The organism is Novosphingobium mathurense, assembly GCF_900168325.1.
GTDB lineage: Bacteria > Pseudomonadota > Alphaproteobacteria > Sphingomonadales > Sphingomonadaceae > Novosphingobium > Novosphingobium mathurense.
The window spans coordinates 1-25,581 of sequence record NZ_FVZE01000009.1 but is presented as its reverse complement, the minus strand read 5'-3'; the positions used below and the strand labels follow the sequence as shown (position 1 = coordinate 25,581).

24 protein-coding genes are annotated in these 25,581 nt (G+C 57.6%); 7 read left to right on the top strand and 17 right to left on the bottom strand.

Annotated features, from left to right (window positions below):
• Positions 1 to 156 precede the first annotated feature (156 nt).
• A complete protein-coding gene (locus tag B5483_RS19325; RefSeq protein ID WP_079731604.1) occupies positions 157 to 1,035 on the top strand; it encodes a nucleoside hydrolase in 879 nt (292 codons plus the stop codon).
• Between the two features lie 164 nt (positions 1,036 to 1,199).
• Here the strand turns inward: B5483_RS19325 and hcp are convergent, their stop codons facing one another.
• Positions 1,200 to 2,840, bottom strand: a complete 1,641-nt coding sequence (hcp, locus tag B5483_RS19320; protein ID WP_079731603.1) for a hydroxylamine reductase — start codon at positions 2,838 to 2,840, stop codon at positions 1,200 to 1,202.
• A 109-nt stretch (positions 2,841 to 2,949) separates the two neighbouring features.
• Between hcp and B5483_RS19315 the strand changes: the two genes are divergently transcribed.
• Positions 2,950 to 3,339 (top strand): RrF2 family transcriptional regulator, encoded by a 390-nt coding sequence (locus B5483_RS19315; RefSeq protein ID WP_079731602.1) that lies wholly within the window; start codon positions 2,950 to 2,952, stop codon positions 3,337 to 3,339.
• An 8-nt stretch (positions 3,340 to 3,347) separates the two neighbouring features.
• Positions 3,348 to 3,851 carry a DUF6306 domain-containing protein gene (locus tag B5483_RS19310; RefSeq protein ID WP_079731601.1) on the top strand — a complete coding sequence of 168 codons (504 nt, stop codon included), beginning with the start codon at positions 3,348 to 3,350 and terminating at the stop codon, positions 3,849 to 3,851.
• 36 nt (positions 3,852 to 3,887) lie between these two features.
• On the opposite strand, the gene B5483_RS19305 is transcribed toward B5483_RS19310, so the two are convergent.
• On the bottom strand, positions 3,888 to 5,663 hold the full coding sequence (locus B5483_RS19305; protein WP_079731600.1) for a chloride channel protein: 1,776 nt from the start codon (positions 5,661 to 5,663) through the stop codon (positions 3,888 to 3,890).
• Positions 5,664 to 5,738: 75 nt separating this feature from the next.
• Here B5483_RS19305 and B5483_RS19300 point away from each other — a divergent pair, with 75 nt between their 5' ends.
• Positions 5,739 to 6,155 carry a MarR family winged helix-turn-helix transcriptional regulator gene (locus B5483_RS19300; protein ID WP_079731599.1) on the top strand — a complete coding sequence of 139 codons (417 nt, stop codon included), beginning with the start codon at positions 5,739 to 5,741 and terminating at the stop codon, positions 6,153 to 6,155.
• 101 nt (positions 6,156 to 6,256) lie between these two features.
• The gene (gene metB / locus B5483_RS19295) at positions 6,257 to 7,435 is read left to right on the top strand and encodes a cystathionine gamma-synthase (protein ID WP_079731598.1); all 1,179 of its coding nucleotides are present in this window, start codon (positions 6,257 to 6,259) and stop codon (positions 7,433 to 7,435) included.
• Between the two features lie 266 nt (positions 7,436 to 7,701).
• Here metB and B5483_RS19290 read toward each other — a convergent pair whose 3' ends face one another.
• Together B5483_RS19290 and B5483_RS19285 are read right to left on the bottom strand one after the other, a co-directional pair.
• Complete coding sequence (locus tag B5483_RS19290) at positions 7,702 to 8,190, bottom strand: hypothetical protein (protein WP_079731675.1); 489 nt, start codon at positions 8,188 to 8,190, stop codon at positions 7,702 to 7,704.
• A 159-nt stretch (positions 8,191 to 8,349) separates the two neighbouring features.
• A complete protein-coding gene (locus B5483_RS19285; protein ID WP_079731674.1) occupies positions 8,350 to 8,556 on the bottom strand; it encodes a hypothetical protein in 207 nt (68 codons plus the stop codon).
• 310 nt (positions 8,557 to 8,866) lie between these two features.
• Between B5483_RS19285 and B5483_RS19280 the strand changes: the two genes are divergently transcribed.
• Entirely contained in the window at positions 8,867 to 9,112 is a 246-nt protein-coding gene (locus B5483_RS19280) for a hypothetical protein (protein WP_079731597.1), read from the top strand.
• 30 nt (positions 9,113 to 9,142) lie between these two features.
• Here B5483_RS19280 and B5483_RS19275 read toward each other — a convergent pair whose 3' ends face one another.
• Positions 9,143 to 9,451, bottom strand: coding sequence for a hypothetical protein (locus B5483_RS19275; RefSeq protein WP_139384073.1), 309 nt, complete (start codon positions 9,449 to 9,451; stop codon positions 9,143 to 9,145).
• A protein-coding gene (locus tag B5483_RS19270) for an IS630 family transposase (RefSeq protein WP_139384072.1) occupies positions 9,448 to 10,511 on the bottom strand; the annotation gives its coding sequence in 2 pieces (ribosomal slippage) (positions 9,448 to 10,017 and positions 10,020 to 10,511; 1,062 coding nt in all). Before B5483_RS19270 ends, B5483_RS19275 begins: the two co-directional genes overlap by 4 nt.
• Before the next feature lie 330 nt (positions 10,512 to 10,841).
• On the opposite strand from B5483_RS19270, the gene B5483_RS19265 reads away from it, so the two are divergent.
• A complete protein-coding gene (locus tag B5483_RS19265; protein WP_079731595.1) occupies positions 10,842 to 11,408 on the top strand; it encodes a DUF305 domain-containing protein in 567 nt (188 codons plus the stop codon).
• 454 nt (positions 11,409 to 11,862) lie between these two features.
• On the opposite strand, the gene B5483_RS19260 is transcribed toward B5483_RS19265, so the two are convergent.
• The 11 genes from B5483_RS19260 to B5483_RS19205 form a co-directional block, all read right to left on the bottom strand.
• The gene (locus B5483_RS19260) at positions 11,863 to 12,108 is read right to left on the bottom strand and encodes a hypothetical protein (protein WP_079731594.1); all 246 of its coding nucleotides are present in this window, start codon (positions 12,106 to 12,108) and stop codon (positions 11,863 to 11,865) included.
• A gap of 494 nt (positions 12,109 to 12,602) precedes the next feature.
• Entirely contained in the window at positions 12,603 to 14,285 is a 1,683-nt protein-coding gene (locus B5483_RS19255; protein WP_079731593.1) for an SWIM zinc finger family protein, read from the bottom strand.
• Positions 14,286 to 14,456: 171 nt separating this feature from the next.
• On the bottom strand, positions 14,457 to 15,518 hold the full coding sequence (locus B5483_RS22955) for a DUF7686 domain-containing protein (RefSeq protein WP_139384071.1): 1,062 nt from the start codon (positions 15,516 to 15,518) through the stop codon (positions 14,457 to 14,459).
• Between the two features lie 186 nt (positions 15,519 to 15,704).
• Complete coding sequence (locus B5483_RS19240; RefSeq protein ID WP_079731591.1) at positions 15,705 to 16,208, bottom strand: hypothetical protein; 504 nt, start codon at positions 16,206 to 16,208, stop codon at positions 15,705 to 15,707.
• Positions 16,209 to 16,850: 642 nt separating this feature from the next.
• Entirely contained in the window at positions 16,851 to 17,060 is a 210-nt protein-coding gene (locus B5483_RS23780; RefSeq protein ID WP_176168128.1) for a helix-turn-helix domain-containing protein, read from the bottom strand.
• 198 nt (positions 17,061 to 17,258) lie between these two features.
• A complete protein-coding gene (locus B5483_RS19230; protein WP_079731589.1) occupies positions 17,259 to 18,035 on the bottom strand; it encodes an SDR family NAD(P)-dependent oxidoreductase in 777 nt (258 codons plus the stop codon).
• Positions 18,036 to 18,149: 114 nt separating this feature from the next.
• The gene (locus B5483_RS19225) at positions 18,150 to 18,923 is read right to left on the bottom strand and encodes a glucose 1-dehydrogenase (RefSeq protein ID WP_079731673.1); all 774 of its coding nucleotides are present in this window, start codon (positions 18,921 to 18,923) and stop codon (positions 18,150 to 18,152) included.
• 182 nt (positions 18,924 to 19,105) lie between these two features.
• Positions 19,106 to 20,821 carry an arylsulfatase gene (locus tag B5483_RS19220; RefSeq protein WP_176168127.1) on the bottom strand — a complete coding sequence of 572 codons (1,716 nt, stop codon included), beginning with the start codon at positions 20,819 to 20,821 and terminating at the stop codon, positions 19,106 to 19,108.
• A gap of 2 nt (positions 20,822 to 20,823) precedes the next feature.
• The gene (locus B5483_RS19215; RefSeq protein WP_079731587.1) at positions 20,824 to 22,248 is read right to left on the bottom strand and encodes a DUF1254 domain-containing protein; all 1,425 of its coding nucleotides are present in this window, start codon (positions 22,246 to 22,248) and stop codon (positions 20,824 to 20,826) included.
• A complete protein-coding gene (locus B5483_RS19210) occupies positions 22,245 to 23,411 on the bottom strand; it encodes a DUF1254 domain-containing protein (RefSeq protein ID WP_176168126.1) in 1,167 nt (388 codons plus the stop codon). The genes B5483_RS19215 and B5483_RS19210 overlap by 4 nt, the downstream gene beginning before the upstream one ends.
• Before the next feature lie 321 nt (positions 23,412 to 23,732).
• Positions 23,733 to 25,581, bottom strand: a 1,849-nt coding sequence (locus B5483_RS19205) for a TonB-dependent receptor (RefSeq protein WP_079731585.1), incomplete at its 5' end; no start/stop codon positions are given.

The following is a 25,581-nucleotide window of genomic DNA, read 5'->3' as shown; positions in this document are numbered from 1 at the left end:
AGGCAGCAACATATTCTCCTATCCCGAGGGTCAGGGACCTGATTGAAGGTTTGTACGAGTAGAGGAACCAGCTCTGGCTCGACGGCGACATGCTCGGCCTGCCTGACGTTACCGAGCGCCGAATAGCCTGGCTCTGGTCCTTCGACGATCGCTTCGATGCCTGCATCGGTCAGCCCTGAACGCGAGTTGGCCATTATCCCGCTGGTCGTCTCCTCGCCCTTGCCCGTCAAATTCGGCGGACCAGCTTCGGCCGCAGCCGGTGCCGCCAAGGCGCAGGAGCTGATGGAGGTCATTCAGCTTGCGCTGAAGCCCCCGGTCGTTGCGGGGGCGGAACTGCCGATCGCATCGCGGTCCGACTGGAAGCCCAGCCCGGCCAGCGCTGCCATCGTGCACGAAGCGATGCGCGAGGACACCGAGGTGCCGCTGTTCTTCGCAGCAGGGGCCAGCCTCACCGAGCTCGCCCTCGCCTGGCTTGCCGAACCGAAGATCGGCCGCCGCCTGAAACTCGTCTGGATCGGCGGACGCGAACATCCCGGGCTTGCCTATCCGCCTCCCGGTCCCGACGAAGCCGAATTCAACTTCGCCGTCGATGCCCCGGCCGCCCAGATCATCTTCAACGAGTCCGATATCGAGATCTGGCAGGTACCGCGCGACGTCTATCGCCAGGTGCTGTACTCCATGGCCGAGCTCAACGAACTGGCGATGACGAGCCCGCTGGCCCGCTATCTCAAGCGGGATCTCGATAATATGGAAGCGGCGCTGGCGAAAATTCCGGGGTTCCCCTCAAGGCCGTCCAGCGAGGTATATGTGCTTGGCGACAGCCCGCTGGTGACGCTGACCGCGCTGATGACACCGATCCAGCCCGATCCCGCGTCGAGCCACTACAGGCTCATGCCCACGCCGCGTCTGACCGTGGACGGGCACTATGAAGATAACCCGGGCGGGAGACCGATGCGGGTCTATACGGCGGTGGATACCTCGCTCACGATCCGCGACATGGTGGCCAAGTTCAGAGCCAGGCCGCGACCCGAATAGGCTTCACGCCAAGACGTAGACGAACAGGATATCCTAAGCTTCTGACAGACTTGGAAAACAAAAAGTCCCTCCGCGCGGAAATAGGGGCCGCGCGGAGGGAAGCGCTCCAATTGCATTCACGAACCTATGCGCAAGCTCGTTATCCATTGGAAAGCAACATGGTGTCAGGCTGCTTCAAGCATCCTTGCAAGATCTTCCCTGACATCGCCGGTCGGGCGTATGTCAAAATTATCCACCAGAATGCCCAGCACCTCTGGAGTGAGAAACTGAGGCAGTGTCGGCCCGAGATGGATCTTCTTCAGTCCGAGGTGCAGCATGGTCAACAAGACGGCAGTCGCCTTTTGCTCGAACCAGCTAATGCCGTAATGCAGCGGCAAGTCGTTCACATCGCATCCCAAGGCACCAGCCACGGCCACCGCAACCTGGATCGCCGAGTAAGCATCGTTGCATTGGCCCATGTCCAGAACGCGTGGAATGCCATTGATGGTGCCGAGCTCTTCCCTGTTGAATCGGAATTTCCCGCAGCCCAAGGTCAGGATTAGACTGTCCTGCGGAGTGGCAACAGCCAGGTCATGGAAGTAATTGCGTCCCGGTCGTGCGCCATCGCAGCCGCCGATCAGGAAGAGGTTCTTGACGTCGCCTTGCTTGATCATGTCGAGCAGCGTTTCGGCCACGCCCATCACGGTGTTGCGGGCAAAACCAGCGGGAATCCGCTTTTCGGGCGCGTCTTCCGCAAAACCTGGCAGGGCCAGTGCACACGCGATCGCTGGCGCAAAGGCGTGGTTCTCGATGTGAGGCAGGCCATTCCAGCCTACCGGGCCGGCCGTAAAGATACGATCCTGATACCCTCTGATCTCTGGATTGATCAGGCAATTGGATGTCATCACGATGGCCCCCGGAAAGGCCGCGAAGTCCTTTTGCTGGTCCTGCCAGGCACCGCCGTAATTGCCGACGAGGTGTTTGTACTTCTTGAGCACCGGATAGGCATTTGCCGGCAGGAGTTCTCCGTGCGTGTAGACATTGATGCCTTGTCCCTCGCTCTGCTGCAGGATCGCTTCAAGGTCCCCCATGTCGTGTCCCGATACCAGGATGGCCTTACCGGCAATCGGGGTCATGCGCACCATGGTGACTTCGGGGTGACCAAAGCGGGTGGTGTTCGCGCCATCCAGCAGTTCCATGACCTTGAGATTGAGTGCACCGATCGCCAAGGCTTCAGCGAGAAGGGCCTCAGTGTCGGTCGGGTCTCCGCCCAGGAAGGCGCAAATTCGATGGAACTCGGCATGGATTGTAGCCTCTTCCTTGCCAAGGACGCGAGCATGTTCGCTATAGGCTGCCGTACCTTTCAGGCCATAAAGGATAAGGTTGCGCAGACCGACGATTGAAGGGCCATCGCGATCCATGAAACGCTGAATTGCAGCGAACGGTGCGGCAGCCACCAGTTCGCTTTGCGTCAAGCCGGGATTCCAGGTGGCGGGTTCGGGAAGTTCTGACAGATCAGCATCCACTGCTTGCGCGCAAGCCTTCGCTTTTTCCCGCATGTCCAGCGCGCGAGCGATCAACACTGTGAACCGGCTTTGATCAAAATTGACATTGGTGAGGGTCGTGAACCAGGCATATGGCGTGAAGGCGTCCACTTCGGGATCGCGAGCACCAAGGCGGGCGGCGCGATCAGCGTAGACCGAGACACCGAGCATCAATCGCAGGAGAATATCCTGCATGTCCGCGACGTCGGCGGTCTTGCCACAGGATCCGACTTTGGTCGCGCATCCCCCCTTGTTCGATTGCTCACATTGCACGCAATACATGGATCACCTCAGAAGCTGACTTTCAAACTCCACTTAGGCGCCGGCTCTGAAGATGCATTTGATCTGCATCAAACGGCCCAAACAATTTCGGATGTAGGAAGGTTGCGCGATGCAATTGACCCGGCACACCGATTTGGCCCTACGTCTGCTGATCCGACTTGCGGACATAGGCGATCAGCGCGCTACGATAGCCGACGTGGCCCGTGACCAGGATATTCCGCGCACCCATCTGATGAAGATCGCCAACGATCTCGCTCATGCAGGCTTCATTGATGCCACACGCGGCCGGGGTGGAGGTATTCGCCTTGCACGCGAGGCTCATGACATCCGCATCGGCGATGTGGTGGCAGCGATGGAACCTCACTGCGAAATGGTCAGGTGTAGTGAATGCCGTCTCTCGCGCAGATGCATTCTTCCTCGCCATCTCGATCGGGCGCTAGACGCGTTTCTTGCAGTCCTTAACGAACAATCCTTGGCGGACATAACCAAGTCTGGTTGAATAGGACCATGACCGAGAAGCCTGCCTCTCCCGTCTGCTACGCCGATGAGGCGAGCGACGCCTACATGGGGTACGCGCAAAGATACGAAATCCTCGATGTGCTCAATGGATTGCTGGAAGTGGAACGAGCGTGTTCACGCATTGCGCTCGCCAGCAGCCAGTTGCAGGAAACGGCGGGATATCACCACTTGATGGTCGGCATTCACGACCACGCGGCCCGTTGGTGCGGCTTGCTTGGACGGCATATCCAGAGTCTGGGAGGCTATCCTTCCCAAAAAACGGATACCTTCTTCAAAGAGACCATGGCCCTGTCCGAGCCCTTGGAACGCTTGACTTTTTTTAACCTCGAGCAAACTCAGATGGTGCGCAGGCTAGAACACTTGCTGCCCCGGATCCGTGATGATGTCCTGCACGGCGACCTCAAGGCGTTAACCGACAAGAAGCGAGCCGATATCGAATGGTCAAATGAATATCTGCATGAGGCCAGAAAGAATGCCCCCTCTGCGATGTAGCGGAGACTTGTGGAACCCTTTGCCTCCGACAAAACCTCACGCCTTCGATGCCCCGCCGATGAACCGTTCGCGTTCGATTTCGGCAAGCCGATTGGCATTCCTCGCCTTGAGCAGATCCTGGCGCGACACGATTCCCATCACCTTATGAGTCTGTCGCTCCACTACAGGAATCCGCCCGATTCCAGTCTCGATGATGAGGTCGGCGACGATACCGCCGGTGGTGTCCGGGTAGGCCACAGGCTGCGCCGCATCGGAAACCGTATCGGCAAGCGTTGCTGGTGCCAGCGTCCCCTCGCTTTGCCAGCGAAGCGCATCGGCCCGCGACACCATGCCAAGCAATCGCCCGTGCGCATCGATGACCGGATAGCTGCGGTACCGAGCCTCGCTCACAAAGAAGGCTACAGCTTCCGCGATCGTGAGAGAACCCGGCAAGGTCTGGGGGGCGCGGGTCATCAATTGATCCGCCTGGCCAAGTTCAAGGGTATCAATCGTATATTCCTGCAAGATGTGTCTGCCTCGCCGGGCAATCTTTTCCGTAAGGATCGAACGGCGCATAAGCAGGACACTAACGGCGTAAGCCGAACCCGCAGCGATTATAGTATGAGGTAATGCATCGAATTGACCCGTCAGTTCGGCGGCGAAAATGGCTCCTGTGAGAGGGGCACGCATCGCCCCGCTCATGATACCTGCCATACCAATCATAGCCCAGAAACCGGCATCGGCTCCAAGCAATTGGCCAACGAGAAAACCTGCAGCCCCGCCCAGGATGAGTAGCGGCGCCAATACACCTCCGGACGTGCCCGAGCCCAATGCGACCAGCCAAACGATCGCCTTCACGACCAGGAGCGCCAGCGCGACTTTGAGCGACAGCGAACCATCAAGCAACGCCGCGATGCTTGCATAGCCTGCGCCAAGGACATGCGCATCGATCATGCCGCCCAGACCAACTGTGATTGCGCCAATCGCCGGCCACCACATCCAGTGCACCGGCAATTTGTGGAACAGGTCTTCGATCCGATAGAGCGAGGTCGACAGCACCATGGCTTCAAGACCCACGATCAATCCTATCAAACCAGACGTTGGCAGCGCCCAGGGCGATTGGGGCAATGGGATGAACGTGGCAAACATCGGGCCGGAATCGACAAGATAGGGCCGTAAGGCATACGACATCATGGTTGCGACGACGACCGGTACGAAGCTGCGTGGCTTCCATTCAAACAGAAGCACCTCGATAGCCAGCAGAATGGCGGCGAGCGGTGTACCGAAGATGCCGGTCATGCCGGCAGCCGCGCCTGCGACGAGCAATGTCTTTCGTTCCGCTGCGCTCAGATGACAGCATTGGGCAAAGAGCGAGCCGATGGCACCACCCGTCATGATGATGGGCCCTTCGGCGCCGAACGGTCCGCCACTGCCGATAGAAATCGCGGACGACAAAGGTTTGAGAATAGCGACTTTCAAGGAAAGGCGACTCTCTCCGAACAAGATCGTTTCGATTGCCTCAGGGATACCGTGCCCGCGGATCTTTTCGGATCCAAAGCGGGCCATGAGGCCAACAATGACACTACCGATGATCGGAATGGCGACGACCAGGACACCAACGGAAGCATCGGTAATCACGGCATCTTCGGCAGACAAACGGCCAAACCAGAAAAGATTGGTCGCCAGAGCGATCAGTTTGATCAGCATCCATGCGCCCAGTGCACCTCCTGTCCCCACGACCAAGGCCATCCCGGCCAGGAGCAGCATACGCCTGTCGGCAGTGTGATCTGCCAACCGATGGCGGTCGACGAGAGTTTGGGATGCGAGCGACATCGCTAGATCTGGCCTCTTGCAGTTTGCGAACCGCCATTATATCGCACTACGATATATTTCAATCCCGGGAAGGCAATGAGCAAGAGCAGCAGCAGTTCCCTCAATGACGCCGACTATGTCGCATTGGCGTCGTTTCGTCACGAGATCCGAAAGTTCCTCGCATTCAGTGAAGCAAGGGCTGGCGACGTCGGATTGACCCCCCAGCAGCATCAGGCCCTGCTTGCCATCCGCGCCGCCCAGCCCGAACAGGCGACCGTGGGATACGTGGCCGATCGTCTGATCCTGAAACCGCATAGCGCATCGGGATTGCTCGACCGCCTCGAGATGCTCGGCTTGATCATGCGCCAGGTCGCACAGGATGATCGAAGGCGCTCGCTGCTCCTGCTCACGGACAAGGCACGCGATCTCCTGCATGCCTTGTCAACGGCTCACCGCGATGAGATTCGCCGCCTGCGCCCCATGCTGACCGATATTTTCGAGATGCTTGGCTGATGTGGAGCTGGCGCAAACTGCAACACCCCTGCCACCGAAAATCGGGGCAATGACCATGCCCACCGGTATTGCCAGGATGCTGTACAAAGGATGCTGCACCCATGACTGATCGAGCCAAAATTTCACTACGCCCTGAGACCTTGGCCGCTTCCATAGGCGTGGCGGCTGATACGGCGTTTGGCGCAGTCGCGCCCCCACTCTATCTCACCAGCACTTATGAGTTCGCGCGATACGATCAGGCGCGGCAGTACGACTACGGTCGGGCGGGCAATCCCAACAGGGATCTTCTCGCCGAAGCACTAACAGCTCTCGAAGGAGGCGCAGGCGCGGTTATCACATCGAGCGGCATGGCGGCGCTGGATCTGCTGATCGGAAGGCTCCGACCAAATGATCTCGTGCTCGCGCCGCACGATTGTTATGGGGGCACCATGCGCTTGCTGAAAGCGCGCGCATGGCAGGGACACTGTTCAGTCCGCTTCGTCGACCAATCCAATGAGACTGAAATCAGCGAAGCTCTCGATGATGCGCCGGCCCTCGTCTTGATCGAAACACCCAGCAACCCTCTGATGCGCATAGTCGACATCGCCGCCATCGTCACGAAGGCAAAGGAGGTCGGGGCCGCCATCGCCGTCGACAATACCTTTCTGTCGCCAGCGCTCCAGCAACCGCTTGCCTTGGGCGCCGACTATGTCGTTCACTCGACCACGAAATATCTCAACGGTCACTCCGACGTCATTGGCGGTGCTGTCGTGGCTGCCGATCCAGGTGAGGCGCAGGAATTGCGTCACTGGGCCAATGTGGTGGGAACCGCTGGCGCACCATTCGATTCCTGGCTGACCTTGCGCGGGTTGCGCACGCTATTTCCGCGCTTGCAGACACAGCAGGCGAACGCCATGGCCGTTGCGACCTACCTTGCAGAACATCCCGCAGTGACAGCAGTCCATTACCCTGGCCTTTCTTCACATCTCGGGCATGCAATTGCCGCACGCCAGCAACGCGGCTTTGGAGCGATGATGAGTTTTGAACTGACAGGCGGTGTCGAGGCAGTCCGTCGCTTTATTGCCAACGTGCAGTGCTTCACGCTCGCGGAATCATTGGGCGGTGTTGAAAGTCTCGTCGCGCATCCGGCCACAATGACCCACGCGGATATGGGAGCTGATGCCAGATCGATCGCCGGAATCAATGACAGCCTTCTACGATTGTCGATCGGCCTGGAGGCCGAAGCCGACCTGATCTCAGGTCTGGAACATGGATTGGCGACATTGTCCAACGCCACCTGAGAAATGTGGTTATTCTCCTTGAACCTCCGAATTGATGGGAGAGCTCCACAGCCGTGCCAAGACGGCGCAATTGCGACAAGCCATGCTCTTATTCGCCGCCGCCCGACAAACATGTGCCAGACCCGCCATTTTCATCTGGCGCCAATCGGATTCAATGGTCATAGGCCGAGCCGAGTCTTTCCGGTAGCACCCAGACCGACCCCCCCGCTCCCGGGAAGGCTTTTCTCCTCGCGAAAAAACGATCCCCGAAACGGGGCATCCTTGACCTACATCTGTGGCCGACACGGCTTTCCTTCATACTGATGTCGATGCAGGACATAGGCCTTGCCGTTCCAACGCTCGACCGGAAAGCAGAAACCGGGTCCGCCGATCTCGATATCGGGCCAACCGCCAACGCCCCTGGTGGCAAGGAAATTGGGAATTCCGATGCCGCCGGTCACGCTCTTCCAGGTGCCGTCAGCCTGCTTGCTGACAAGCGTGTACCCGGTGCCTGTCATGCCGAAGCAATAGGTGCCTCCTTCAGTGATCACAGCTTCGGGACGGCCATCACCATTGAGATCGCGGACCGTTTCAATCTGACCTGGAGAATAGCTGGGCGTTCCCGGATCACCGCAAGCCGACCATTTACCGTCCTTGAAGGTAAAACCGGCGGCGCGAAACGCTGCACTGCGATCCTTGGTCGATAATGTCGACTGGGCCAGAACCGGCGTGCCGAGCAAGGCCAGGACGACAGCAAAAGCGATGTGAATCCGCATGCCAACCTCCGTCACCAATGCATCCGTCCTGTAGCATGGCAACAGCACGGAACTGAAGCGCATCTGTCATGCAGTCATACGGGTCAGCGACGCCACAAGGCAACGCTGAAGGCTAGCGCAGGTTAAATCATCCGCCCTACCCGTCCCAAGGACCCGGGATCAGCTGATTTCCCAGACATCGTAGGAGTTATGCTTGAGATGACAAAGGAACCGCTCGCCCTTCCATAACTCCACGTCGCGATTGGCAGCCTCGCCTCTCGCAATGATCAAGGCCTCGCTGGCATCCTCGGCACAAAACTCGACCGTCTTGCCCGGCCCGATCCCATCATCCGCGAACCTGAGGAGATAGGCGTCGGTTGGTTTCATGATGATGTCTCCATCTTCGCCTTCGTGGGAGTTCACCTTAGCAGAACACACCGCCGATTTACAGGTCGAGGCCGCGCAGCCGCACATCACACGGGCTGAGGGTAGGTGCAGGTAGAAGCATCGCGAGTCGGTCAATTCCTGCCTTCGTTCCCGTACCGCCTCGATACAGGACATGCACTTGCAGCTTTTGCGATTGTCGACGTGCCATGAACGGCGCAATCTGCAGATTGCGGGGCATCGACTTTGCATACCATCCGCCCCGTGCCTGCGCTGGCTACCAGAGTAGCCAGTGTCATGAAGGAGGCATTACATGGCCAGTCAGTGCGTTGCATTTCGCGATTCCAAAGGCGGTCTTCATGCCAGTCTTGAAGAGGCGACCCTCAAAGACCTGGCTGCGGTCCTTGGCCGTGTCGGTGACGAAGGCGGCATGACCGCCGGCGTTGCCAAGCTCGTCTTTGAAAAGCGCCAGGAAATCGAACGTATCCTTGCCGAGCATGATCAGTTGATCGAGATGGTCGCCGACCGAGCGAACGTCGAACGGCTCCACGCCGTATAACTTACGCAAGTGCGGCCGGGCCGATCAGTGTCAGTGCATCGACGAATTCAAATTCGCTGACATGCGGCCCGCCGCCAATTGACGAGATGACAAAGCGCACGCAGCAGCGTTCAAAGTCAAAAGCCGTTCTGCACTCTTCATGCGCCCTGCCGCTATCTCACGATCGATGATCGGGCACAGGGCTCCGGGCGCGATGCTGATCCCATCGAACATGGCCTCCACCACGGCTTCTACCTGTGTGCTGAGGAGTTCGGTTTCCGTCGATGTATAGATTGCATCTTGATGCCCTGCAGCCTCAGGGAGCACCTGCGACGCGTTATACCAACCTGCATTGATCATGACCCACGCGCCCATTTGCGGCGCCCGATGGTCATGATGCGCCAAGGCTGGTCGACGAGCTTGTTCCAAGCTTCACAGCAGAGGTCGACAATGTTGTCGTAGGATGTGAAGACGCGATTGGAGAGCCAGTTGTCGCGCATGAACTGCCAGATGTTCTCGACCGGGTTTAGTTCGGGGCATTTGGCCGGGAGCGCGACGATGCTGATGTTGTGGGGGACATCGAGCTTGCCGGTCAGGTGCCAACCAGCTTGGTCCATCAGCACAACCGCGTGAGCACCCGGCGCGACGGCAAGGGATATTTCGGCCAGATGCAGTGACATGGTATCGGTATTGCAAAAGGGCAGGATGAGCCCAGCGCCCTTGCCCAGTTCCGGGCAGATCGCACCAAAGATATAGGCTGATTTCGTTCGCTGATCTTTCGGTGCCGATGGCCGCGTTCCGCGTCTGGCCCAGCGCCGTGTGATTGTGTTCTTCTGGCCGACACGCGCCTCGTCCTGGAACCATACCTCTATGGGCGTTCCCTTCGGGAGGATCGCTTTGACCTTTGCCAGCTCGGCAGCGAAGCCCCTTTTTTGAAGGCCTCCATAGCATGTTCGTTCTGGGCATGGTGGCGAGGCCGCGCCGTGAGTTTGACGTAACCCAGCTTCTTCAACTCGCGGCTGATGGTGGTCTCGTCGAGCGAGACGGCAAACTCGTCATGGAGCCACTGGGCCAGATCAATCAGCCTCCAACGCACCACTCCGTGGATTGCCGGGATCGGGCCGCTCTCGACGACATCGATCAGTGCTTGGCGCTGCGTATCATTCAGCCGCGAACGCGGGCCAGGCGCTTTGCCATCCAGCAATCCGTCGGGGCCACGGGCATTGAACCGGATCACCCAGTCGCGCACAATCTGAAGGCCAACTCCGCCGATCCGAGCCGCAGTACTCCGGCTGCCACCGTCGTAAATCTCGGCCAAGGCCAACAACCGCCGCGCCTGGTTCGCGCTCTTCGTCGTCCGCGACAATCGTCGCAACGCCGCCCCGTCAAAATCTTCCCGCAAGCCGATCGCTGAACCCATGGTGCCACACTCCAAAGTCGCCGCCCCATTGATTCAGATTTTCACCGCCTTGGGAATCCTCCGTGAGTCAGACAATGCGCAGGTTGGTATTAGACGCTTTTGGTGATGTTCCTTCAACCCGAACTCGTTGGAACTGGTAGGCTGCCTATTAGTTGCTTGGGTTACACAGGGCGTTTTCAGGTGTTGAACTGGGCTCGACACCAAATGACCGGCTCCATCACGCCTGCTGGAATTGCCGGATTGGCAACCCATGAATTCGCCGATCACACGCAAAGCGTCGGCTGACATTACCATGATGGCGCTGAGCAAAAATCGAAGGGAGAAGCCGCCATGGATCATCAGCAGTCGCAACATCAGATGATGCAAATGGGCTGGGGACGCTTTTTTTCCATGATCGCGGTCTCGACCCTCATCATGTTCCCTCTCATGTATCAGTTGGTCTATGACGCAGATCATGCGACTTTTAGCCTCACCCGCCTCGTCTCATCGGTCGTGATGGGCTGCGTGATGGCGGTCATCATGCTCGCATTCATGTGGAAGATGTACGAGGGTCAGGGCACGAAGCTGGTCGTTCTGATCGGGGCAATCTTGCTTGGCCTTGCGACACTGGCGATCAACCGTCAGCAGACTTTGATCGGTGATGTGGACTTCATGAAGTCGATGATCCCGCACCACTCGATCGCGATTAACAATGCACGCAAAGCCGATATACGCGACCCGCGCGTACGTAAACTTGCCGATGGCATTATTCGCGCGCAAGTGAAGGAAATCGCCGAGATGAAACTGCTGGTTGAAGATATCGAGCACAAAGGCATGCGCGGCGACACCAGGTTGCCGCCGAGGACGGCCAAGCGCACGTCTGACATGGTACCGGAAATTGCGGAGGCTATCCGGTAGTGCCCGCATGAACGAACCACCGGGAATTCTTCGGAATCCCTGGCCGACATCAAATCGGCATCCCAGGTCGGCTTCCTTCGGAATCCACACTGCAATTCCCGAGCCGGCATGGCAGGAGTTCCGATCGCAGCTCGATAGTACGCTTTGTTCACCTGCCTACCACCAGGGAAGCTGCGCGAGCGACACGATTGGTCATGGGCGCAAACATCGTTCCCAATCGTGCAAAAGGGCTGCTCCAGCCGAAGATGAAGCAGCCCTTTGACCGGCCTCACACGGTCCTTGCCAGGCCTGTCGCGCTGCAGGGAGACAGTCGCTTCCAGACCTGCTCGGAAGCGCGGATGTGTGCGGCTTCTGGGTCACGGTCATGGATACCGCAACATCACGATTCGGACCATTATCCGCCAGCACATCATGCTTGCGGAGTAGTCGTCATGATCAAATTCCAGATACGTGATTAGACTTGCGCTTCGTCCACCAACGGCCGGTTCTCGCGGGTACCGCGATAAAGCGTGTCAGGATCGTTGGAATCGCCGGCAATCAATACGAAGTCGTCATGCACTTCGACCAGCGTACCCACAAAAGGGAAACCTTCAAGACTCCCGCTTACCCGGTAACTGACAGTATCGCCGACCTTGAAGGTCGTTGCCTCGAAATTGAATTCAAAGGGACAAGCTTCCCCCTCTCCACCCATGTTTTGCATATTACCTCCTCTGATTTCGAGGGACGCACAAAGCAATCCCGATCAGTGATCCCGGTGCAGCCTATGCCAGGAGAGAGAGCGGGCGCAACGCCGGATCCATTGCCCTTCCCGCTTTGACCTTATCCGAAATGCTACGGTGAACCGAGCTGGCTATCGCGATCTGCTCTTCGCAATCGCATCTGCAATCATCGCTGCCAGTGCTTCTTCGGCTCGTTCCCGCGCCAATGCATCGCTGCCTGCAAGGTCCCTACGGATCCACTCGGGCGCACGTTCGACAACGCCCAGAATTGTTTCGCTGAGTTGTGGCATGACCTGTGCCATGGCAGGTCTTAGCCTACGGCTCAACCGATTTGCGTAGCGCACACATAGGAGTGTGCGCGCTTGTGCAATTGCGACAAGCCCGTGACCACTGGCCAAGCCAGTTCGGTGAATGTCTTTTCGGATGGCTCGGCAATGCCCGGTCGGACTGCGTGATTACGCAATGCCGCCCGGGCTCATGCGAGCAACTTCATGAAATTGCGTTTGCGGCCATGGCGCTGCCTGACGGCAATGACATATTCGCCATGTTCGGCACTGCTTTGCAGCGTGCTCATCCGCCCAATCATGGTCGCGGCCTGTTGGTACGCATGCTTGTTACCTGCGCTCACGAGTTCCTCGACACGCTCTGCATAGACGGCAAGTGCCTGCTGCGGGTGCGTCCCCTCACTCACCAAGGCGAGGGCTTCCTTGACGCCTCGTGATGCTCCATGGCCGCGCACGATCGTCCTGGCTGCCTCGAACATGCCCTCCTCGATCATGATGCGAACCAGGAGATCGGCGGGCGAATACCAGCGATTCGCGGAGGCATTAGCCAGTCCATCCCGCAAGTGGTCCAGGATTTGCCTCGTAGCCTCTTCACCGCCAAGCGACCGCATGCGCCGATAGAGATCAAGATTTGGTGCTTTCCTGAATGCCCGCCAAAGCTGATCCTGAGCATCTGCGCTCCTGCCTTTCTTGAGTAGCAGGTCGACCGCCAGATTCACAAGACGCTCGTCGGGTCTTTCGTCCTCGAACAGCCACAGGCCCTCTTCGGCGTGGCGCAAGGCTTCGTCTGCCAGTCCCTGCTCCAGGCAAAACTCGGCAAGGCGAAAATAGTCCCATTGAGACGACAAGTCCTTCGAACGCAGTGCGATCCGGGCATGCAGATCATCATCGCGCTCTGCGAAGAAATCCAGGATCGAGGCCAATCTGGACAATTCGTATCGATGAGCGCTGCTGCCCCTTACAGGTCCAATGCTGGGAGGCAGCTTGTCCCAAGCTTCACGAGCAAGGCGCCGATACTCATCGAGCCCTTGTTCACCCAGGATATCCGCATACTGCTCGGCTGCACCCAGGAAGGTGCCATAGGCACCGCGGGTCTCGCGCACGTACAGCTTGCCGGCCAACGCGACCGGGTCCGGCCGGGCGGTCTGGCAGGCCTCGAAGTGAAGCTGCTGCGCGCGCTCGAACAGATCACTGCAATACCCGTCAGAATCGTCGATATTCTCGATCGCCCTCTCGATCCGGGTGATGGTGTAATCCGCCAGGTCCACAACCAGAGCGGCGTGATCTCCGGAGGCCAGGTCGGTCATCGCATCGAGCACGGCGTCTACGCCAGCGGCCCATTCTCCAGCCCGCGCATAATCGATAAAGCCGCGGGCAGCGCATGCCTCCTCCACCGCCTCGCGCAGGCTCACTTCCAGGTTCTCGCCGTGGGCGCTCTCAGCGGCGGCGGCAATGGCAAGCCTTCGAAACAGCACCGGATCACGTTCAGCCGCATCCGTGATCATGGCGACCAGGACGTCAACATCCTTGCCTCTGAGATAGGTGCGGATCCGTGTCTGCACACCGACGCTGTCTGCAGTTCCACAAGCGATCGCGGCGTTCGCGGCCAGCACCGCGGCCACCATGTGTTTGCAGAAGCCATCGCGCGCAAAGGCCGGGCACGTACATTCGCCGTCGAATGAGCTGTCTTGCCACAGGACGATGGCAGCATAGTCCTTTGTCCTGGCAACCCGGGCCACAACCCTGTTTGGCTCAATTGAGAGCAGTTCGACCAATCCTTCTCGGAAATAGGCCTGGCCACGCGCGAAAGCCTTGTCGCCAGCGAAGGACCTGAGCACGTCCTGATCAAACATGGAAAACTCGCTCTCGATCATGACGCCGATTGCTCGATCCGGCGGGAGGCATCACGGATAACGCCACTTGCGCAGGCGACCGATTGGCAGAGAACTGCGATCGATCTTGCGATGCTGGGCCATGGGGTAGTGGCAGCTCGATGATTTTGATGCTTTTGCCGACTCATCAGCCCTGCCCCCCTTCCCCCTCGCTCAAACCTCTTCGCTTGGCTCCTGGATTTCAAGGTGGAACCGCCACCCCTCGAAAGTCATCAGCATGCGGCCGAATTGATCCCAATCGACCTCTTGCCCATCGATTACGAGAACAGGCAGACGATCTGCGGCTTCCGGATCGCAGGTGATTTGCCCTCCGACCTTGGTTTCAGCGATGCCAAGGCCGAACTCGGTCTCGGCCAGGTAAGTGATCGCAAGCTCTCGGCGCATCCGTTTATGGAGCCGTTGCATGAGTTCGAATGGGTCTGCTTCAGGCCCGCCATGGACCTCGAACTCGTATCCCATGCGCTCATTGGCCCTGACCTCGTAGGCCCCCAGCATCAGCATTGATCCGAGATGGCGCAGCACAAAATGAAACCGATGCCTCCTGCCGCGTCCATCGAAAAGATCGACCGGCTCGAAAGCGACATGCTCGAACGTCAAGCCACCCAGCCGCGCTACTTCCTCGTTGTAGCAACGGCTGCAGAGGTCTCGATATCCGGTCTCCCGGCTTCCAAAATGCGTCATCTCGAGAGTGGGCACACAACCCCCGCACGCATCACAAGGCATCACATGAAGGGACGGTTCGGCCGTTTCACCATGCATTGCAGCTTGCGTCTCGCCGGCAAGCGGTATGTCGAGATCTTCGCACCAATTTCTGACCGCCTGCTGCATCGCGCGCTCTTCATAAGCATACCAGCTATCCAGTTTGCCTTGTGCTCCGATCAGATCCTTGAAGCGCCGAAAGGCACCCTTGCGGCGGAAAATCTCCTGGGCTCGCTCAAGCAGCTCCGGGAGTTCTTCAGCGACGAATGCCAATGCCAGGGGTTTGCCGAGATCGAGATCGCGGCGATGGGGCACCGCAATATATCCGCAACCGTCTGGGTCCTCGGGCAGGTCCTCTGCATCATCAAGATCCAGGGACTCGGAAACAAGGTGGGTTCGCCCGGTCCGGGGACAGATATAGGCATGATGCTCGTCGAACGATGAGGCGCTGACAAATTCGACGGCTTCGATGATATCGCTCAGTAGTACGGGAGCGCATTGCTCATTTTCCGACATCTTTGCCGCCAGCCATCAACGTGAAAACCGGCAGCTTGGCGCTTGCCTGCAATCGTGCAGCTTATGTCAGTAAAGTGGCGAGGACGGTATCGCTCGGCAAGCGAGAGATCACGGACAATCGGATTCAAGATGACAGCACGCTACTTTGGGAAGTCTGCTTGAGGCCCCTGCCCTGCCGATCCCCCATCAAACCAACATGTCTCGCCGGCGCAGCGCGGCGGAAACATCGGCATCGAGAACGCAAACAAGGTTGCGCAAGCCCCCTCTGTTCGCATGATTGGTGCGGTAGCCCTCATAGTAGCGCGCCACGTACCCTGCCCGCTCAAGTTCGGTCACCACGCGACTGAAGTTGTCAGCGCCGGTCGCGCGCACATGTTCCTCGACCGCGGCATCGATGACCCTTTGCGCTTCGAACAGATCGTCGGGGAGCTTGTCCGCCAGTTCCTCGCGCACACGCTGTTCGATCTTCTTCCTGCGCTGACTGCGGCCCGAAAGCCTGGAGAGGCGTTTACCGACCCAGGCGCGCAGCGGCAGCACTTCATTCTCGTCCTGGATGAAAGGCCCGACCTTCGAACCGGGGCCAGCCTGCTCTGCCAAGAGGTTGAGAACGGCAAACGCATAGCGTGGACGGCTGGACACTTCGGACAGGCGATCAAGGATCTGCCCGACATTGGTTGCGGTCTTGCCCATCAACAAAGGCTCCATTTGATCCATGTTCGTTCTTGCTCTGTCTATGCCAGATTCCTGCGATTCTGGCTAGAGCCATCGCACAAAGATACAATGATTCCATTGCCTTACGGCCTATATCTGTCGTTTCGACAGTTTGCCTGAAGCACAATGCCAGCGAGCTCATGTTCGCATCTTGTACCGGCCATGTTCTGCATGTCTTGTAACCCTCTGGTAATGAGTCACTTTCCAGAAAAGCCCGTCGACTTCTCTTGGCAAACTGTCACTATGGCAGCCCTTGCGGGTGACCTTCAATTGGCAGGTTCAGAACCCCAGAGGCGCTAATGCCAATCCGACTGCTAAGCTCAACTTTGTACGATCATGCGGCGAAGCATATTGCCTGCGCCATGCGTATGGCGCGGCCTGGCGCCAGTTCTTCACAACTTGTGAGGTATACGACGGCAATCGCCGCAAGTCGCCCCGCTCCCGGTCCTCGTGCACTCGAAATGAGTGTGTGACTGCAGTTTCTAGGTCCGACCCATCCTTGCCACTCAGCCAGGAAAATTCCATGCTCAGGTGCGGTCCGTTCGCTATTCCAAAGGCCGTGCCTCTATATCGGCGTGCAATTGATGATTGCCCATATTGTGAGGCTTCTCGTGCCATTTGTCAGTCCATCGGCGGAACTTTGTTCCGGCTCAAGAAAGTGGACGGGGCCATACCAGTCCATCCTTTGAAAGCGCGGAGGAATGCGCGGTCGTCGGAAAAGCTGAGACGATGGGCGACAGAGGCAATTGTCACCTCCCTGTCTGATAGTAGACGTTCGGCTGCGGTTCGTAGCGAAAATGCCCTCAGCTCGTCATAACTGCATCCCTGCAAACGCAACTAGACCCTCGATATGGCTGCCTGAGTCAAACCGGATAGCCTCCGGAAAACCCGGGACGCTTCAGCCCTCCGCCCTGGCCGAAACCATGGACCTGCTCAACCAGCATTTCGTTGCAGCCGATTGCTCGCCGAGAGGCAGCAACCTCCTTCAGCTGCTGTCAATCTTTGCAACAGAGCCTTCTCTGATATTGATCAACTGGCCGCATACCCGCCATCGACGTGAATTGCGTCGCCGTGGATGAACCTGGCTGCAGACGACGATAAAAACACTACGGCTTCAGCAACTTCTGCTGGATCTACAAAGCGCCCCATTGGGTTGCCTGCAGCGACGGCCTTGCGAAGGTCATCAATAGGTGCTCCGCCGCTGATTTGCGAGAACTTTGCGAGGATATCATCCATCATCCGGGACTCGACTACGCCTGGATGGACAGAATTTACCCGAATGAGATAGGCCAGAGCAGAAAATTCAACGGCCGCCACGCGTGTCAGCATGCGTGCGGCAGCCTTGCTCACGCAATATGCCGCGCTGAAGGCCGTCGGCTTGTCGGAAGCACCGGAACACAAGTTGACGACTGCCGCGCCACCGTCGCGCCGCGTTCCGCTGCGTGCCAGCAAAGGAGCAGCAGTCTTGAGTCCAAGGAAGCTGCCTTCGACATTGACTTGCTGGCAAAGGCGCCATTGTTCCAGTGAGGCATCCTCCATCCGGGTCATCGGGGCGATGCCGGCATTGTTGACCAGCACATCAAGTGCTCCGTGCCGCTCTTCGATGGACGAAATAGCCTTTGACCAGCTCGCCTCGTTCGTCACATCCAGTGCGATGAAATCAACGCCGGGACTGGATCTGGATGGAGCCTCAAGATCTGAGCGAATGACTTTTGCGCCGCGCTCCTCGAACAGGTGCACAATGGCCTTGCCAATGTCACCATTCGAACCGGTTACCAGGACAATTGCGCCTTGCAGGTCATTCATAATGCCACACTCTCCAACGCACGCTCAGTTGCTCCAAAAACCAACAGCCAGGGGACTCGCTCTTCCTGCGGGTTCGAATGATCGCTTATCACGAACCGTCAGATATCTCGGAATTCAATACTTGTAGGACTGACCGCCATCGATCGTGATCACGGCTCCATTGATGAAATTGGCTTCGCCTGAAAGCAAGAATGCGACAAGCGCAGCCACTTCTTCTGGTCGACCGAAGCGCTGCATAGGATTGTTTGCAACAAACTGTGCTCCGGCAGCCTCCCAGTCGTCCCCCGCCATCTGGCGCAAGGACCCTTCAACCATCGCTGTCATGATCGCCCCGGGTGCGATGGCGTTGATCTGGATTCCGCAATGACCGTACTCGACTGCGCTGTTGCGGGTCAGTCCAACCACGCCGTGCTTGCTTGCTGCATAAGCGCTCTGATTGCCAACGCCGCGAATGCCGGCAACAGAGGCAGTGTTAACAATAGCTCCGTAGCCCTGCTCACGCATCACGGCGAGCACCTCGGACATCCCGTAGAACACGCCGTCAAGGTTGATTGATAAAACGCGATGAAACTCGTCGGCCCCGAAGTTCTCGGTTGGGTTCTGTCGACCTTCAATACCAGCGTTATTGAAAAAGCCATCAATGCGACCATAACTTCCGATGGCCTTGTGCACGTATGCCTTGACGTCGCCCTCACGCGAAACGTCTGCAACAAAATAAGTTACATCGCTGTCTTCGGGTAGGCTCGTGGTAGCCTTGAGCAAGGCCTCCTCGTTCATGTCGACAAGAACGAGTTTGGCGCCTTCTGCCGCGAGACGTTCCGCCGTTGCCAACCCCAAGCCCGATGCGCCGCCGGTAATAACCACAACCTTGTCTTTGAAACGGTTCATCCTGTCTTCCATTCGTGGTTATGATTGCGCAAAGCTACGGGCCGAAGCCTTGGCTTGTACGCTTTCGATACTCAGAACAATGCGCATCCGAGAGGATTTAGCGGCACAGATCAAATGGGTAATTCTACAGCCATCGTCCCCTCCACTGCCTCTTCGTTAACATGAAAGGCTAAGCTGCGCGCTTAAGGTTTTGCGGTAGGGTTAGAGGTCTCCGCTCGCTTGCCTCCTGTCGGGACAATCCTGAAATCATCTGGTGGAGACACAACTCCATTGTGCGTGGCATAGGCTTGATATGCAGCTTTCAGAGCAGCGAACCGCACTGGGTATTCTGCCGCGAGATCGTGAGACTCGGCGGGATCCCAGGCGACATTGTATAGCTTCCAGGTGCCATCGCCTTCGGGCGCCCTCAGTTTCAGGATCTTCCAGTCTCCTGACACGAATGCCTCGTTCCCGAAAAGTTCAAAGCCGGTGCCATCGAAAGGCCGAGCAATCACTTCACTTCGGCCCGTGATGTAAGGAAGCAGCGAAATTCCCTGACTATCGGGCCGGGCCGGACTGGCCGCGTGTTGTTCTAACGCCTCGCCGTCCGCCGCATCGACCGCAGTTGGTAGGATATCGAGCAAGGTCGATGGCATATCTGTGAACCCGACCCGCTTTTGCGCAGCGGGCCACGAGACAATGAGAGGCCCGCGAATGCCGCCCTCCGTAACGTAATCCTTGAACAAACGGTGGGCAGAAGCCACAGCGCTGGCCCAACCTTCTCCCAAGAAAACGAATGAGTTGGCGCTGCCGACACTCTCGTATGAGTTGTCGTAATTTTCCTCGAGCCAGTCGGTTACATTGGGCAGAAAATAGTCATGATTGAGGTCGAGGGCTTCAGGGCCATTGTCGGAGGTAAAAAGGATGAGCGTATTGTCGTATTGCCCCGTCTTCTTCAGGTAGGCGACGAGACGTCCAACGTTGGTGTCGAGATCCTCGATCATGGCTGCATAAGTGGCCATGATCTTTGTCTGATAGCGCTGCTGTTCAAGCGAAAGCGATGACCAGGCCGGCACCCGTTCGCGGGCCGGCGGAGCGCTTGCATCCGAAGGAACGAGGCCGAGCTCTTTCTGGCGTTCGAAGCGCTTGCTGCGCAGCGCGTCCCATCCTGCGGCATAGACAGGCTCATATTTTGCAATGAGCGCCTCTGGCGCCTGTAATGGGAAATGAGGCGCGGTATAAGCAAGGTAACCAAAGAAAGGCTTGCCCAATTTTCGCCCTTCCTCGATGTAGTCAATCATCCTGCTGGTATAAAAGTCGCTGGAATAGAACCCCGACGGCAAGGTAAACGGCTTGCCATCTTCTTCGTATTGGACCGTAGCCATGTGCTTGGCGTAGCCCTTGTTTATGAAGTGGTTGGCGGCACCCTGAATAAGATAGAAGGACCTGTCGAAGCCGCGCTGAGGTGGCAATGCTCCACGCCCAAGATGCCACTTACCCGACATGAAGGAATTGTAGCCAAAGGGCTTGAGGCGTTCAGGTATGGTCGAGACGCGCTCATTGAGAAGAAGCTCATATCCGGGTTGCCCCCGCTGATTGTCGGTAAGAAACTCGGCCATCGTGCCAAAGCCCGTACGATGCTGGTCCTCGCCGGTGAGAAGCTCAGCGCGCGAAGGCGAGCACATCGGCGTTGTATGGAAGGCGGTAAAGGCAAGGCCGCGCTTGGCAAGCGCGTCGAGATTTGGCGTTGAAATTTCGCCGCCATATGTCCCGAGATCTGAATAGGACAAATCGTCCGCGAGGATGACAATCACGTTGGGCCGCGCGGGCGCCTGCGCCGTCTTTGCGTCGGCAGAACTCGAAATGACCGGCACAGCGGCGAGAACGACCGCTGCAAGCAGAGATAATTGACGTTTCATGATTAGTCTCCTGCGCTCGAAACGCGTACTATGGGAGGCGGGGTCCATGTGCCATCGAGGATTGCCTTGCCAGGCACATAGAGGCGCATCATCAGGTAGAAAGGTCCTTGTGGCGCTGGCAGCCAGTTGAGATCCGCGCCAGATGGTCGAGTATGCCCGATTGCAATTTCCACGGATCCATCCTGAGTGTGCATGAGATCTTGCGTTCGATCCCCGATCGAATAACGATCAATCGGGTTCTCGACCATGAAGCCGTTGTCATCGTAAAGCGTGATCGACCAGAATGCACCGACCGGTGGCAGGGAATCTGCGCTCATCCTAATGCGATAATCGAAATTGCCGTTGAGTAGTTGCCCCTCGCTGTCAACTCGGCCAATCGGATAGATCGCCTCTTCGGGGACCGCGACGTAAATCTGGTCCTTGGCGACAGCTGCTCGAAGCAAATAGTCCTGGCCGAAACGCGCGCCCTGGTAGTTTGTCGTCCAGCCATGGCTTTGAACGCCGAGCCGGCGTGACTGGCATTCAACGAGTTTTTGTCCTTGGACTAGACCCTCTGCAATGCGCGCGCGTTCTTCACCATTGAGCCGTCCAGGATTGAAGCCGTCCGGATCAATCCCAAGCTTCTTTGCATCGTTTAGATACCCGACATCGTCAGGTTGGGCCCACCAGTCGCGTAACACTTGTCCAAGCTCCTCCAGGAACATCAGATCAGGAGGAATGTTGTGTGCGCCATCGTGCAGAGGTCTTTGTGGGGCCGTCGTGGGCGCTCGATTTACACCATGCCGCCAATCGGCATACGTGCGTAGCTTCATGGCGTTCTGCAGAGCATGGACCTTGGCATAATCCGCATCGGTCCCCGTCGTTAGCGTTCGTCCAGCGAGCTCGAAATAGCGGGTCGGCGAGGTGACATCCACCATGCCTGCAGGAGTGCTACCGGCAAAATCAGGCCCGTGGATGAACAAAGGGGGGAGCTTGCCTCCATGGGTCCGCTGTCCCAGGGAATCGCTCGAAGTTGAATCCGCGGCATTGAGAGAGAACGTGTAATAGCGTTCCCCAAAGTCAGGCGCCTCGAAAACAAATGGCCCTTTTTTCAAGTCCATCCATATCAAGCTGTAGAGCGTGTCATTGTTCGGTCCTACACCAATGTGCGTGGAGGGGTTCGCCAATACCCGTCCATGTGCAAAGTGATGGATTGGGGCCGTGAGCTTGGCGGAATCGGCAACTGATCCCTGGGTCGAGACAAGACGGATACGCGCCGCCTGAACGAGCGGGTATCCCCAGATATAGAGTTCTTCAGCAGTTTGCGCGAGCGCTTCAGGGGCAGTTTCCGCAGACTTCGCGCAGCCGCTTTCTTTAGCATATGCTCCTGGTGCGAGCCCTGCAGCCAGCAGCGCTGCCGACATAGCGTGAAGAACGGGACCCTTCATTTGGCTAGCTTTTTCAGAGGGCTGGGGCGCCAAGTGCCGTCAAGCATCTCGCGCCGCGGACCCTGCGCCCTCAAGGCCAGGTAAAATAGGCCATGGGGTACCGGGACAGCGTTGGGTCCCTTGGCGGACATTGAGAAGGTGAGCGTCACCGATCCATCTTTGTTGGTGATGAGATCTGGGGTATTTCCGCCCACGAGGTACTTGCTTTTCGCGTTTGGTACCAGTTCCTGGGTCTGGCCGTCGTACACTGTGATCGACCAGAAGAAGTCGGCGGGCGGCGCAGACTTGAGGCGCAAAACATAGTCATGCTTTGCCCCGTCAAGCGGTTCGCCTTGCGCATCCTCAAAAGTAGTGAAGGCAAAGTTTTCCAGGCGCACGTTTGCGCCGGTACCTAGCGTGTTCACAGTTGCCCTGTATTCGTAATTAAAACCGTAGCGGCCAATGTCGAACGGTTCACGCCATCCATTAGTAGGAGTGCCGTTCTGCGCGAGATTGCGCATGATCACGAGCTTTGCGTCGCCAAAACCGGCGCGAACTCCCTCCTGCACAGCCTCATCGGACATGGCTTCATCTACGCTCACAGGGCCACCAACGCCAATCCCCCGCCAAGGATGGATGTGTCCCAGTTCTTCGTTCCGTACCCCGCCGTTTTCGACAACCCAGTTCAAGATTTTGAGAAACCCAGCCGGATCATCCAGGGTCGCAGGAGCAGGATATGAAACTTTGCCTGAAGGCTCGGTTGTCGGCTCCAGGATGAATTGATCCTGCAACTTGCGAACCTCGGGAACCGCCTTTGGGCTCTCCGCTTCGATACGCATGAGGATCCACATGTAGGGCTGCGTCACGCGAAACAGTGTGACGCCAGCCGGCACACTGCCTCCCCAATCTGTGGTGGCGATCAGAAAGCGTCCACCTCTTGTCCCGTGAGTTCGCGCACTGATGTTCGAGGCATTGCCATATAGATCGAGGAAATTGACTGTGTAATAGCGTCCTTTGGTCGGCGGCACGGTGAGCAGCACCGGCCCTTGGCTTAAATCCAGATAGGCATTGGAATAGAGCGTATCGGCATTGGGCGTCTTGAATGGCGCATAACCTGGCGTGGCAAGGTTACGGTCATGCGCAAATCGATTGAACCCGACAAATTCACCCGATTGGCGATCCACGGCCTGAGCGTATATCTGATTGTAGGTGAGAACCGCAACTTGCCCAAACATGGCTGCGTCATAAGCTGCATGACGCGCGTACACTGCCCGTGACTCTCGCTCCTCAGGGACAATGTCCTCAGCCTGAGCGTTTAGGAACTGGTCTGCCCTTGAAGCATCGTAACTGCGAGGCTCAGCGTGAACTCCGCTTGCGGTAGCGGCCACACAAGCCGCTAGAATCAGTTTGCTGGGTGCCATTCGCTTTGCTCGTTAATGAAGATAAAAATCGGCGGGCCGCAGTTAGGGAGGTAAACATCTGTGGCGCGGCCCGCCTGCGCACGATTAGAACCGCGCGCTAAGTTCCAAGCCCCAGGTACGTCCAACGCCCTGGCCGATGTAGCTGATGAAGCTGCCGAGACCGCCGGTTGTGTATACTGTCTGCACCCGCTTGTCGGTGATGTTCTTGACGAAGCCCGTCAGTGTTGTGTCGATCGTGCCAATTGGGAAAGCATAGCGGATTGCCGCATCGACATTCTCGTAGCCAGGTACGGTGCCATAGGGATCGTTGAGGATGTGCTGTTCAGTCTTGCTGATGTATCGGGCAGAGACGTTGAAGCCCAGGTCGCCTGCGCCGACGGGCACTACGTAATCGGCCCCGCCAGAAAGCGTCCACTTCGGCGCGCGCCTGAGGTTAAGGCCGCTGTTGTCGACAACGGGCGTACCTGAACGCAGCGAAGCCATGAAGTTACGATACTTGGCATCGAGGTAACCCACAGATCCATTGAGCGTCAGCCCAGTCATCGGGATTGCTGAGAATTCGAGTTCAGCGCCGCGATAACGGGCACTTGCCGCGTTTTCTACAGCTGTACCGGTGAATGGCGGATTGGGGATGGCAGTGATGACTTCTTCCTGCTTGTCGCTGAAGTCATTCTGGAAAATAGCGCCATTGATCCGCAGTTTGCGATCGAACAGCTCCGCTTTGAAGCCAGCCTCGTAAGCCTTGAGAGTTTCAGGCTGGTAAGGTCCAATCAGGGCCGGGTCTGCCGCACGGCCATTGAAACCGCCGGTGTTGTAACCCTTTGAGAAGCTGGCGTAGACATTGACGTCAGGTGTGATTTCATAACGCAGGGCAACACGCGGAGTGAACTCGTTGAACTTGGCTTGCCCGTAGGTCTGGTTTGTAAGGGCTGAAGTCGAAGGGATGCTCGTTCCATTGGCGAATTGATCAAAGCGGAAACGCTTGTCGTCCCAGGTCTGCCGTCCGCCCACGGTGAGCGTCAGAGCATCGGTAATCTTCAGGTCACCCTGCAAAAACAGCGCCAAAGAGTCATAGTCCTGATGGACGCCATACGATGGATAGAGGAAACCCGCGCTCAGTGGCTGTGCCGGATTTACCGCGGCCATTGCCACCTTACTCGTCTGCCGCATGCTGTAAGCAGAATTGAAATAATAGATGCCGGCGACAAAGCTGAAGGGTCCGTCGAAGTTCGATTCCAGGCGCATCTCTTGTGAGAACTGATGGAACTTCTGCGGCCTGTAGGTACGAAACAGGTCGTACTCGGTTCCATCGGGATCCTGGTTGGCCCATTCTGTACTCTTGCGATAGCCAGTTACCGCGGCAAAGGTCAAAGGACCAAGGTCCGCCTTTGCATTGATCGTGATCGCATCGAGCTTGTAGTAGGCAGTGGGTACAATGTTCTGGGTGGTGACGCCTTCCGGATCGGGGCGATCGCAGATGCCGCTCAGATTTACGTTGCTGCAGACCCGATCAGCACCATCCAACAAGCCCGGGGAGTTGGTCGTACGCGTCTGCGAAGAATAGACGCTTATCAGCGCGGGAAGATCGCTCTTGTCGACTACGTGATCGTAAGTGACCTGGAGATCAAGATCGCCCGGGGTAAGCCGAACCGCGCCAGAGAATGCCTGGTAGTCCTTGCGGCTGACCCGGCGATCCAATGTCTTGTTGTAGAACGTGCCGTGATCATTCAGCGAAAAGCCGGCGAACTTCACAGCCAGCAGATCCTGAACCAACGGAATTGAAACCGATGCTTCAAAGTCATGGCGACCGTAGCTGCCAACGACCACTCTTGCCCGACTGCGTATTCCGATGAAGTCGGCCAGACATTCCGATACGAAGTCGGCCATGTTTTCCGACGCGAAGCCGGCCAGGGATTCCGATTTGATGTCGGCC

What these genes read in the sequence shown, in the direction of transcription:
- B5483_RS19275 (WP_139384073.1), bottom strand. Translation starts at nt 9,451, where the DNA reads ATGATCAATGCAGGTTGGTATAACGCGTCGCAGGTGCTCCCTGAGGCT.
- B5483_RS19285 (WP_079731674.1), bottom strand. Translation starts at nt 8,556, where the DNA reads ATGAAACCAACCGACGCCTATCTCCTCAGGTTCGCGGATGATGGGATC.
- B5483_RS19220 (WP_176168127.1), bottom strand. Translation starts at nt 20,821, where the DNA reads ATGAAACGTCAATTATCTCTGCTTGCAGCGGTCGTTCTCGCCGCTGTG.
- B5483_RS22955 (WP_139384071.1), bottom strand. Translation starts at nt 15,518, where the DNA reads ATGTCGGAAAATGAGCAATGCGCTCCCGTACTACTGAGCGATATCATC.
- B5483_RS19265 (WP_079731595.1), top strand. Translation starts at nt 10,842, where the DNA reads ATGGATCATCAGCAGTCGCAACATCAGATGATGCAAATGGGCTGGGGA.
- B5483_RS19290 (WP_079731675.1), bottom strand. Translation starts at nt 8,190, where the DNA reads ATGCGGATTCACATCGCTTTTGCTGTCGTCCTGGCCTTGCTCGGCACG.
- B5483_RS19255 (WP_079731593.1), bottom strand. Translation starts at nt 14,285, where the DNA reads ATGATCGAGAGCGAGTTTTCCATGTTTGATCAGGACGTGCTCAGGTCC.
- metB (WP_079731598.1), top strand. Translation starts at nt 6,257, where the DNA reads ATGACTGATCGAGCCAAAATTTCACTACGCCCTGAGACCTTGGCCGCT.
- B5483_RS19300 (WP_079731599.1), top strand. Translation starts at nt 5,739, where the DNA reads ATGAGCAAGAGCAGCAGCAGTTCCCTCAATGACGCCGACTATGTCGCA.
- B5483_RS19315 (WP_079731602.1), top strand. Translation starts at nt 2,950, where the DNA reads ATGCAATTGACCCGGCACACCGATTTGGCCCTACGTCTGCTGATCCGA.
- B5483_RS19305 (WP_079731600.1), bottom strand. Translation starts at nt 5,663, where the DNA reads ATGTCGCTCGCATCCCAAACTCTCGTCGACCGCCATCGGTTGGCAGAT.
- B5483_RS19230 (WP_079731589.1), bottom strand. Translation starts at nt 18,035, where the DNA reads ATGAATGACCTGCAAGGCGCAATTGTCCTGGTAACCGGTTCGAATGGT.
- B5483_RS19215 (WP_079731587.1), bottom strand. Translation starts at nt 22,248, where the DNA reads ATGAAGGGTCCCGTTCTTCACGCTATGTCGGCAGCGCTGCTGGCTGCA.
- B5483_RS19260 (WP_079731594.1), bottom strand. Translation starts at nt 12,108, where the DNA reads ATGCAAAACATGGGTGGAGAGGGGGAAGCTTGTCCCTTTGAATTCAAT.
- B5483_RS19240 (WP_079731591.1), bottom strand. Translation starts at nt 16,208, where the DNA reads ATGGGCAAGACCGCAACCAATGTCGGGCAGATCCTTGATCGCCTGTCC.
- B5483_RS19280 (WP_079731597.1), top strand. Translation starts at nt 8,867, where the DNA reads ATGGCCAGTCAGTGCGTTGCATTTCGCGATTCCAAAGGCGGTCTTCAT.
- hcp (WP_079731603.1), bottom strand. Translation starts at nt 2,840, where the DNA reads ATGTATTGCGTGCAATGTGAGCAATCGAACAAGGGGGGATGCGCGACC.
- B5483_RS19225 (WP_079731673.1), bottom strand. Translation starts at nt 18,923, where the DNA reads ATGAACCGTTTCAAAGACAAGGTTGTGGTTATTACCGGCGGCGCATCG.
- B5483_RS19310 (WP_079731601.1), top strand. Translation starts at nt 3,348, where the DNA reads ATGACCGAGAAGCCTGCCTCTCCCGTCTGCTACGCCGATGAGGCGAGC.
- B5483_RS19325 (WP_079731604.1), top strand. Translation starts at nt 157, where the DNA reads ATGCCTGCATCGGTCAGCCCTGAACGCGAGTTGGCCATTATCCCGCTG.